This is a genomic window from uncultured Salinicola sp., assembly GCF_937921195.1.
Classification (GTDB): Bacteria; Pseudomonadota; Gammaproteobacteria; order Pseudomonadales; family Halomonadaceae; genus Salinicola.
In genome coordinates this window covers 1-9868 of record NZ_CALFQK010000131.1, presented here as the reverse complement: position 1 = coordinate 9868, position 9868 = coordinate 1, and the positions used below count along the sequence as shown (strand labels likewise).

At 56.4% G+C, this 9868-nt stretch carries 13 protein-coding genes; 7 read left to right on the top strand and 6 right to left on the bottom strand.

Translation table 11 applies throughout. From position 1 onward, the window contains the following. Positions 1–85: 85 nt before the first annotated feature. On the bottom strand, positions 86–292 hold the full coding sequence (locus Q0602_RS14885) for a DNA-binding protein (protein WP_110715049.1): 207 nt from the start codon (positions 290–292) through the stop codon (positions 86–88). A 110-nt stretch (positions 293–402) separates the two neighbouring features. Here Q0602_RS14885 and Q0602_RS14880 point away from each other — a divergent pair, with 110 nt between their 5' ends. The 3 genes from Q0602_RS14880 (at position 403) to Q0602_RS14870 (ending at position 2243) form a co-directional block, all read left to right on the top strand. Continuing rightward, complete coding sequence (locus Q0602_RS14880) at positions 403–696, top strand: helix-turn-helix transcriptional regulator (protein WP_298844912.1); 294 nt, start codon at positions 403–405, stop codon at positions 694–696. Between the two features lie 83 nt (positions 697–779). Beyond that, a complete protein-coding gene (locus Q0602_RS14875; RefSeq protein WP_298844909.1) occupies positions 780–1658 on the top strand; it encodes a hypothetical protein in 879 nt (292 codons plus the stop codon). A 39-nt stretch (positions 1659–1697) separates the two neighbouring features. Then, positions 1698–2243 (top strand): hypothetical protein, encoded by a 546-nt coding sequence (locus Q0602_RS14870; protein ID WP_298844906.1) that lies wholly within the window; start codon positions 1698–1700, stop codon positions 2241–2243. Positions 2244–2654: 411 nt separating this feature from the next. On the opposite strand, the gene Q0602_RS14865 is transcribed toward Q0602_RS14870, so the two are convergent. The 3 genes from Q0602_RS14865 to Q0602_RS14855 all read right to left on the bottom strand — a co-directional run bounded on the left by Q0602_RS14865 (position 2655) and on the right by Q0602_RS14855 (position 4410). Next, positions 2655–2978 carry an antibiotic biosynthesis monooxygenase gene (locus Q0602_RS14865; protein ID WP_298844903.1) on the bottom strand — a complete coding sequence of 108 codons (324 nt, stop codon included), beginning with the start codon at positions 2976–2978 and terminating at the stop codon, positions 2655–2657. 35 nt (positions 2979–3013) lie between these two features. Next, complete coding sequence (locus Q0602_RS14860; protein ID WP_298844901.1) at positions 3014–3973, bottom strand: zinc-dependent alcohol dehydrogenase family protein; 960 nt, start codon at positions 3971–3973, stop codon at positions 3014–3016. A 134-nt stretch (positions 3974–4107) separates the two neighbouring features. Further along, positions 4108–4410, bottom strand: a complete 303-nt coding sequence (locus tag Q0602_RS14855; RefSeq protein ID WP_298844898.1) for a helix-turn-helix transcriptional regulator — start codon at positions 4408–4410, stop codon at positions 4108–4110. A gap of 615 nt (positions 4411–5025) precedes the next feature. Here Q0602_RS14855 and Q0602_RS14850 point away from each other — a divergent pair. The 3 genes from Q0602_RS14850 to Q0602_RS14840 all read left to right on the top strand — a co-directional run bounded on the left by Q0602_RS14850 (position 5026) and on the right by Q0602_RS14840 (position 8558). Beyond that, positions 5026–6162, top strand: coding sequence for an NAD(P)/FAD-dependent oxidoreductase (locus Q0602_RS14850; protein ID WP_298844895.1), 1137 nt, complete (start codon positions 5026–5028; stop codon positions 6160–6162). Positions 6163–6318: 156 nt separating this feature from the next. Next, positions 6319–7236, top strand: coding sequence for a 2-dehydropantoate 2-reductase (locus tag Q0602_RS14845; RefSeq protein WP_298844892.1), 918 nt, complete (start codon positions 6319–6321; stop codon positions 7234–7236). A 386-nt stretch (positions 7237–7622) separates the two neighbouring features. Next, on the top strand, positions 7623–8558 hold the full coding sequence (locus Q0602_RS14840; RefSeq protein ID WP_295034959.1) for a pirin family protein: 936 nt from the start codon (positions 7623–7625) through the stop codon (positions 8556–8558). Positions 8559–8706: 148 nt separating this feature from the next. On the opposite strand, the gene Q0602_RS14835 is transcribed toward Q0602_RS14840, so the two are convergent. Further along, entirely contained in the window at positions 8707–8844 is a 138-nt protein-coding gene (locus tag Q0602_RS14835) for a hypothetical protein (RefSeq protein WP_295034957.1), read from the bottom strand. A 102-nt stretch (positions 8845–8946) separates the two neighbouring features. Continuing rightward, positions 8947–9600, bottom strand: coding sequence for a hydrolase (locus tag Q0602_RS14830; protein WP_298844888.1), 654 nt, complete (start codon positions 9598–9600; stop codon positions 8947–8949). Positions 9601–9751: 151 nt separating this feature from the next. Between Q0602_RS14830 and Q0602_RS14825 the strand changes: the two genes are divergently transcribed. Further along, a partial coding sequence (locus Q0602_RS14825) for a LysR family transcriptional regulator (RefSeq protein ID WP_298844924.1) occupies positions 9752–9868 on the top strand: 117 nt, incomplete at its 3' end.

Genomic DNA, 9868 nt, shown 5'->3' with positions numbered 1-9868 from the left:
GTTACGGAATGTATCGGCAGGTTCAAAGTTTGATTAAGGGTCGAGAACGACGCTTGCTCTGAAAATCGTGTAGGAAATTGCCGATTCATGACCATTCCTCCTCGTCGAGGCATTCGCACTGGAGGAGGGCGACGTTGATCATCAGGCGGCGACCGATCTTGCGAGACGGCAGATAGCCACGGCGAAGGTGGCCTTCAATGGTGTCGAGAGACAGTCCGGAGAGTTCGGAGAAGCGCTCTTTGGTCATCAGGGGCACGAGGGCCGGGACCTGGGGCGTTTTGCTTGCTTCCATTGTCGTAAGCCGCCTTTATTCGTCTGTGTTAGGCTTTTTTTGATTAACGATGGTTGGGTTACGCAAGGTTGCGTAGCCTGTAAGGCTGAATCTACGCAGGGTTGCGTATAGTGTCAACAGACATTGGCGAAAAAATTCGTGGCATTCGTGAAGCGGAAGGGTTGAGCCGGAAGGCATTCGCCGAAGCGGCTGGTATCAACGCGCGTTCGCTGGAGAGGATCGAGAATGGAGGTAGCTGCTCAAAGGAAAACCTTCTAGCAGTGATTAAGCGATTTCCGAACTATGCCGCTTGGCTGGCCGGGGCAGACATGAGTAACGAGATCGTCCAGACCACTCCAGAGATAGAGGCAACAAGAGATCGGCTCAAGCCGACCGGAACGGATACCAAGTCGCGAAGCGAGTAGCGGAACGCTGGTACCAGGGAACAGGGAATTAGTGTTGGGTGGGACAAGGGATATTATAAATAAGTATTTCATCGAGGCCGACAATGTCAGAGGTTGCAAGTATCATTTCTTCAATTGCTGCATTGCTTGCTGCGCTAGCAGGTCTTACGGCGGTTAGGAAGTGGAAACAGGAAAAGTTCGAGAAGTCGTTAATTGAAAGTGCAGATAGACTCCATGAGTTACAAGTAAAATGCCTTGAGCATCTCGATGAGATTTCTAATGAGAGAAATGGAGGTAGTGGGCTAGTTACGTATGAAAACTATCATCCAGATTTAGATAGAGTGGCCGAGCCGCTAAAGAGTTTTCTCTCTTACAAGTACATGCAGATTGATAAGTTGGAAGATATGCTGAAAGAGCTTGACAAGGTTTCTCAGGATGTCTTGGATTTCAGTAATTATAGCCACTTATTTGTAGTTAGGTACTTGATTACAATAAAGGAAGAGCTGAAGTCGAGTATGTATAGATTGACAATGGGTGGTGTCGAAAACGATAATAAACTTGATCTAATCGATCAGGTTAACACTCTGTCGCATGAAAAAAGATATTGCTTTAGCAAGTTTTTTTATGCAATGCCGCTAACGCGATCTGACGATCTAAGCAAGACGATTAGAGCTACCAGTATTATCAATCGAGAGATGAGGGATATAAGCAGGCTAACCAGGAGGTTTTTTTATTCTGGCTATATTGGTAGAGTGTTTATAGGGGCTAAGCTTTATTGGAGAAAAGAACCAGTGCGCTGTGCAATTGTTTATTCTGATGGGGTTGAATGGGGTAAGTATATAGATATTGATGGCAGCTTACACTCTGTGCCCGTTAATAAAGGTGATGGCTACGATTTGTTAAAAAGCAAAGTCAAAGGAGGGCGCTTTATGTTTGCCGTAGATGTGTTTAGGCAATGGGTTTATCATTCAATTATATATTGATGCATTTAAGGGGGTATACTTTAATATGCTGGGGGGTGTATGGAACTGTCTATTTTAGTAGCTCTGGTTGGAGGGGTTTTTGTAGCGTTTTCCGCTTTGATCAATAAGCACACAGAAATATGTAAGATGGAAAATGATGATTTATCCAACCTAAAAAAAGAAGTGCATGAGTTTTATGTTAGCGGATCGAATATGGTGTTTTCGATTAATTGGAATGCTGAGATAGAGAACCTCTTAAACCCTGAGCTTGGGTCGAGTGAATATACTTTAAAGATGTATGAAAAGACAATCGAAAAAGCGGTTGTTTTGAGCAGCGAGCTATCAAGTAAAGAAGATGTGAGGTCTGGAGATAAAATTTTCTTAAAAGCTAGGGTGCACAAAAGGAAGTGTATCTTAGCCCTGCGGGGACTTGAGTCTTTCAATGGGGATATGAATGATTTAGAAAGTGTTAAAAAAAGTTTTTTTCATGCGCACGAGGTTTTGAATTTATATCTCGTGTCAAAAAGAAAGTCAGTAAGAAGTTTAAGGAGGGAGATTTTTCTTCTGTTCGTTATTGTTGTGTTGATCCTGATGGTTTCTCTATAAGCCTTGGCTTAAGCAGAAGTGATGAATGATCGCGTGAAAAGAGGTGAAGCTATGAATGTCAACCAACTGTCAACCGCGTTGACGCTTAGAGGCGGACAGTGACGGTTTCAGCCCCCATAACTGGCTGTTTTTACGGACAAAGACGGCCAACGGCAGTTTTTAGTAACAACTTGTAATCAGTAGGTCCCGGGTTCGACTCCTGGTGTCGGCACCAGAGCTTAGAGATTGATTTGAAAGGCTTTTTGGCCTTGCAGAAAACCGCCCCTTGAGGCGGTTTTTTTGTGTCTGTACATTGGACCTGCCATCTGTTTCCAAAGCTGGACATTGTCAACGCTTCATCAGCCTTTACCGTCTATGCGAGCGGAGGACAAGCTTAGCTCGCTGTCCAGATCAGTTGACCACGACACATTGTCAAATGCCTTGGAAGGTAGAGTCACCCATGGCAAAAGCGGCTCCTTCAATGTGATAGACCTGGGGTTCTCCCGAGAAGTATGCCTGCAGTCCCATCATGAACAGCCGATGGTCTTCACTCGTTTCGAAACCTGGCGTGTGATCCTCGAGTGATTGCCAACGCACGATCAGGTTGAATTGCTGCGGTATTTCGATCCCTTGGGCCAGCATGTGTCCGCGGTAGCCTTTTGCGCGGCAGAGCAAATGAGCGACCTCGGCAAATGCATGCCTGAAGTTATCGATGTGTTCCCTGTGGACGGGCAGTATCGCGATCTCATAAATCATGGGATTCCCCTGAAGTGAGCTCAGTGCTTGCGAGATTAGACGACGGCAATCGCGATTTTTCCTTGAAGGCCGTTGTTAGGGCTCTCCAGCCGCGCGTGGGCGAGCGGAAGGTCGGCCAATGGATAGACTGCGCCAACATGCGGGCGCAGCTGGCCGCGCGCTATCAATGCACTTAGCTCATCCAGCTTGCCGCGATTCTGTCTGGTAAAAACGAAGTGATAACTCGCGTTTTTACCCCAGGCCTCAATGAGATTTTGTGGCTGGACTATGTCCACTATGGAGACGACTCGTCCGAGTTGCGCCAGGGCATCGGGGCTACGGGATAATGTGTCGCCGCCGATGGTGTCAAATACTACATCGACTCCGTGCCCATCCGTTTCCCGATTGATGATCTCGACATAATCCTCCTTTTGATAATCGATGATGACATCGGCACCCATGCTTTGTGCGAATTCAAAATTCGCTTCACGCACGGTCGTGAAAACTCGCGCTCCAATGGCCTTTGCCAACTGGATCGCCACATGACCCACGCCTCCCGCGCCCCCGTGTACCAGAATGCTTTCGCCCACCTTTAGCTCGGCTCGCACGGTCAAAGCTTCCCACACCGTTCCGCCGACCAGGCTTAGACTTGCTGCCTCGAGATGGCTCAGCGAAGCAGGCTTCTTCCCGACAATGCTTTGCTCCGCCACGTGGTACTCGGCATAACTTCCCTGGCCGTCAAATATTTGCGGGGTGTACCAGACTTCGTCACCGGGAGCGAAGGTCGTCACACCTGCCCCGACGTCTTCGATAACGCCAGATACGTCATGACCGGTAATCGTCGGAAGCGGCACCAGGTCAGGATAATCGCCGCGCCGGACCTGATAGTCCAAAGGGTTGATGGAGGTGGCATGTACCTGGACCAAGACTTGTCCAGAGCCGGGCACTGGCTTGGGAACGTCGCTGAGCTCGAACGATTCCGGGCCTCCGAAGGACTTGAGTATCATAGCTTTCATCGCGAACCTCATTTCTGTAAAAAGGGATATCGGGAATTGTCGATGTGAAGAAGCGAAAAGTCGATCCGCGAGCCTTGGATCATTACTGAGCCTCATTTCGATCACACGGAATATCCGATAGAACGGAATATAAACTACAGCTCTGTTCCTATGATCTCGGCAAGCGCCTTGATGGCTGCTTCGTTGCGCTTGTAGTAAGTCCACTGACCAATACGTCTGGCTTCGACCAACCCTGCTCGTTGCAGGGTTGCAAGATAGTCGGATACCGTCGACTGAGACAGTCCGACGCCTTCTTGAATGCTACTGACGCATACGCCAACCGTGAGCACGTCGCCCTCATCTTGCGGAGGGAAACTTTTCACCGGATCCTTCAAGCCCTTCAGAATTTCAAGGCGAGTACGGTTTGACAGCGCTTTGAACACTTCGAGTAATTCCATAGGTCGATAATATCGGGTTTTCCCGATATGTCAATGCCCGATCAGGTCGCAATCCTCGTGGGTGGCCTACCACTGAATTTTCATCCAGCCTCTATATTTGAGTCCAACTGGCTTTCGAGTTCGTCCTGGCGGTAGACGTGAGCGGATCGGCGTGCGCTCTCGTTATCCAGGGGAGGTCGCCGAGCGTTGACCCCAGGCATGGAGAAAGTCCCTCAGCTGAGGTGCCAAGCTCAGTGACTGCTCGGCAGCAGCGCTGATGGCGCCTGACTGCCGGCGGCGAGTCAGGCGATCCTCAAGGCGTTGGATGACGCACGGTTCTATGAGGCAGGACTTGTTCGCAGATTTCAAAAGTGAAGAGGGAGGGTAGCGAATAAGGTTGGCGGCAAGTAGGTGTAGCGATATAAGCCCCCCAAAAGCACCATCATTGCTGGGGCTGACCGACTTTTCATGGTGTGGCAAACGACCTAAAGATGTAACACTGTCCCATGACTCGGCGTAGTGGTTATCGCCCCCCGAGACACCGGCGCATCTTTTGTGGCATCCCCCACGGACGCTGCTTGCCCCTTGAAGCAACGGACACATTTGCCTCGCAAGGCCATGACCCAGGAAAAGAACATGAGTGAAAACCATGAGGTCCTCATCGTCGGAGCGGGTATCTCCGGGTTAGCCTTGGCTCGCGCATTGTACCGGCGTGGCATCAGCGCGCTCGTCCTCGAACAACGCGAGAGCGACGGGGACGCGGGTCTTGCGATCAACCTTCCTGGTAACGCCATCGCCGCCCTGGCACAGCTCGGTCTTGGAGACGCAATCCGATCCTACGGCAGGCCAGTTGAGCGTCGAGAGTATCGCTCGGCCAGGGACAATCTGCTTTTTGCCGTCGACGAGAAACGATTCTGGGGCGATGAGAACACGCCGCGATGTGTAAGGCGCTCCGACTTGGTAGCTTTGCTGGCGGCGGATCTCCCCGCCGAGACCGTGCGGCGGGGCGTCAAGATTGTCGCGGTCGAAGGGGGCATGGGCGATATCGCGGTCCACACCAGCGACGGAGCCGAGTTTCGCTGCAAGGTCTTGATGGGCGCCGATGGCGTCCATTCCGCCGTTCGGAAGTTACGGTTCGAGTCCGGTTTTCCGGCATCAGCCCGCCTGGCATCGGCGAGCTGGCGGTTCATGGCTCCCAACCCGGGTGTTGAAGCCTGGACGGTATGGGCGCACGCGGATGCGATGGCGCTTCTCATTCCGGTCGATCATGGCGAAGTCTACGGCTGGGCGGCGGCGACCGGACAGCATCAGCGAAGTGAGTTAGCTGATCTCAGACACGTTTTACGCAGCTTTCCGGACCACGTACGTGCTTCGGTCGATTGGGCGCTCTCGGACGAAGCGCGAATGCACTATTCGCCGCTCGAGGAGGTTCGGCTTTCCAGGTGGAGCCGGGACGGAGCGATCCTTATTGGTGATGCTGCCCATGCCACCGCTCCGGTCTGGGCTCAGGGAGCGGCCCTGGCCATGGAAGATGCCATTGTGCTTTCGGGCCTTTTGGCATCGCGTAGCGACTGGAGCAGTGTGGGTGAAGACTACGAGCGGCTGCGCCGGGACCGCGTCGAGCACGTCCAGACGATGACGGACCGCATGGCGAAGGCCGCTCGGCTGCCTATGCTTCTCCGCCAGCGTCTCATGCCCTTTCTCGGCCCGCGAAGCTACAGGGCGACCTTCGAGCCCCTGAAGATACCTGTCGCCGATCCGGTGAACGCATAGCCGGGAGCTCTATTCACGGTTCGTCGCTACACTCGGCGCCGCGCGACCTGTCTGTCGACGCTCACGTTCAGCCTTATTGCTCGACAAGGTGGCGTGTCCGGCGAGCCGCTGGCCAGTGCCCGGCGAAGCCGGAGTGAGACATAAAGGAGAAAGACCATGAAAGTCGCCATCATGGGGGCCGGCGCGGTCGGCTGCTACTACGGCGCCATGCTGGCGCTGGCCGGGCACCAGGTCGTGCTGGTGGGACGTGCCGCCTTCGTCGAGGCGGCGTCCCGCAACGGCCTGATCTTGGAGAAGCACGACGAGCGACGGGTCGCCTCGGTGGAGGCCAGCAGCGACCCGGCGGCGATCGCGGGGGCCGAACTGGCGATGGTTTGCGTGAAGTCCGGCGACACCGAGCGCGCCGGGCGGGAGATGGCGCCGCATCTGGGCTCGTCCTGCATCGTGCTCAGCCTGCAGAACGGTGTCTCCAATGCCGGAACGCTGGAGGCCCTTCTCGGCCGGCCGGTGATGCCGGTGGTGGTCTACGTGGCCAGCCGCATGAGCGCGGCTGGCGTAGTGCGCCACGAAGGGCGCGGGGAACTGGAGCTGTCCGGAGAGCGGGCGGACGAGGTGGCGGAGGTTCTCAATGCGGCCGGCGTCGAGACCCAGGTCGGCGAAGACGCCATGGCGTCTCTGTGGGCCAAGCTGGTGGTGAACTGCGCCATCAATCCGCTCTCGGCAGTCACCCGCCTGCCCTACGGCAGGATGGTGGAGCAGGACGGCATACCGCAACTGATGGAAGAGATTGCCGGCGAGGCGATCGCCGTCGCCCGGGCGGAGGGCATCGCCGTGCCGGACGGGGTGTTCGAGACCCTTCGCGCCATTCCCGCGTCGATGGCCGGGCAGTACTCGTCGACGGCCCAGGACCTGATGAACGGCAAGCCCACGGAGATCGATTTCCTCAACGGGGAGATCGTCGCGCGCGCTGTCCGGCATGACATTGCCGCCCCCCTAAACCGCACCCTGACGCTATTGGTCAAGAGTGCGGAGCGGTTCGGCGTCAACGACCTGACAGGAAACGTGGAACGATGAGGCGACAGCATGACGCCAGCCAGGAAGGCACCCATCGCCATCGACAGACCCACGGCGTCCATCAGCAACGCCGCCCCAGCACCTGAACCAGCACGCACCTACGGTAAGCATCTCACGCGTTCGCGGTAGAAGCGCAAAGAAAGCACTAACCATGGGTAACGACGCATTGAACATCGAGGTGCGTCGAAGCGCGTTGAACGGCTAGGCGCTTTTCAGATCCGAGGCTGGGACTGGCTCGTCACGGCGCCTGTAGCGTTCCGTTTTCAGCAACACGGTTAGGCAGTCTCCAGTACTAGCCTTGAGAGGTCCCTGGGCGCTAAATTGACGCTTGATGGCAGCGGGTTCGACCTCGCACCTGCCGCGCCTGCCGAGGAGAAGAGAGACCCATGAGCTGGAATCCCGCATTCGAGCCCGGCTGCCCCAACGATGTGGGTATCGACGCGATCGAGACATTGATCATTCCGCGCGCCCGTGACTTGGGCGGCTTCGAAGTTCGACGCGCACTACCGGCACCCAAGCGGCAGATGGTCGGGCCGTTCATCTTCTTCGATCAGGCCGGGCCGGCGGAGCTTTTGACCGGCCAAGGCATCGATGTACGCCCACACCCGCACATCGGTCTCGGCACGGTGACCTATCTTTTCCGCGGGGATTTCCATCACCGCGACAGCACCGGGGCCGACCAGGTGATTCAGCCCGGCGCACTGAACTGGATGGTCGCTGGGCGCGGCGTTACCCACTCCGAGCGCACGACGAGCGCTGCTCGAAATGCCGCCAACGGCCTGTTCGGGATTCAAACCTGGCTGGCGCTCCCCGAAAGCCACGAAGAGATCGCTCCTTCGTTCGAGCACCACGGCAAGGCAACGCTGCCGGTCATTGAAGATGGCGGTACCCATGTTCGGCTGATCCTCGGTAGCGCCTACGGCAAAACCGCTCCCGCCACGATGTTCTCCGAGACCTTCTACGCTGACGTGACGCTCGAAGCGGGAAGCCTGCTGCCGCTACCGGACGACCACGAGGATAGAGGCATCTATATCGTCGAGGGCTCGATCTCGATCGCCGGCCAGGATTACGCGGCACCTCAGATGATGGTCTTCCGACCCGGCGACCGCATTACCGTCGCCGCCGGTGCTCACGGTGCGCGACTGATGATCCTGGGTGGCGCCACGCTCGGCGGCCCTCGCTACATCTGGTGGAACTTCGTCGCCTCTTCCCGCGAGCGCATCGAGGAGGCCAAGGCCGAATGGCGTGCCGAAGACTGGGGCAACGGGCGCTTCGATCTCCCGATCGACGACCGGGCGGAACATATACCGCTGCCGGATTGATTGGCGCCAAACGAGGAATATCGACTGGTGCGCCCGAATGATCGGGAACGAAATCAACGACGGCGCGCAGCGGGGATAGATCGCAGCGTTGCCGTGAAGACGCGGTCGACTTTGGGGATGAACCAGTCATCCCTATCTTGGTGGCCGGCTACAGGCTGGCCATCGCGTTCATGGGGCGAAGCTGGAGCCGATTTTCAATGAGGTGCCAGACGATGGGCTGGGCCGTTTTCGCCCCCCAGTCCTTGTAGAAGAGGTTGATGCCATCCTGCGCCGTGATCGTCGCCATCGGGATAGTCCCTTGTTCAGCGTGGGTTCGGTATCGTTACTGCGCAGGGGCGGGTGACGGGCCCGAACAGGTCGCGTCCGGGGCCCGCCGCGCCCTATCAGGTCAGCCCGCGTTGCCGGGCACCGGCGTATTGAGCAGTTGCTGTTCCCATAGGAACGCGATTCCGCTGCCACCGGCATGATGCTTGAGTATGTCCGATAGCTCCGCGGCATGTTCGGTTCGGGCCCAGTCGCGCTGCCACTCGGCCGCAACAGCGAGCCAGGTCATCATGTTGCCGCCGGCCGCGATCATGCGCTGAATGGCTACTTCGTGAGCCTCCACCGAGACGGCTCCCGAGGCGTCGGTGACGACCGTCACGTCCCAGCCCTCGCCAAGAGCCTGAATTGCCGGCATGGCAACGCAGATCTCGGTCCACAGCCCGGCGATGATCAGCTGCTTGCGACCGGTCGCCTTGACTGCATCCACCACCTTCTGATCCTCCCAGGTATTGATGAACGTTCGGTCGATCACCTCCTGTTCCGGAAAGACATCGGTGATCTGGGGGAATAGCAGACCGCCACGCTCCGCGATGACGCTGGTGAGAACGGTCGGGACGCCGAAGGCTTTGGCGGCTTTGGTCAGCGCCGTCGCATTGTTGACCACCATCTGCGGCTCGTGACTGTTCACGTTCGCGAGCTGGTAAGGCTGATGGTCGATCAGAACGAGTACCGAGTCTTCGGGACGGAGGAGCGATTCAAGGCCGTTACGAAAGGTCATGGCTATTCTCTATGTCTGTCATGATGGGTGGCGTTATCGTGCCGGGAGGCTGCGCCGCTCGCGACGCCGCCTGGATGGACATTGCCGCGCCTGAAACGGATTCGGTAGTGATCGTCCGTGTCGAGCTGTGTCGCGGAATGGGGAACGTGGAATGGATATCGAAGAACTGCAGACATTCGTGGAAATCGCCGACGCTGGAGGCGTCTCACCCGCCGCACGCCGGCTCGGCGTCTCCAAGTCGATCGTCAGCCGGCGGCTGTCGCGGCTC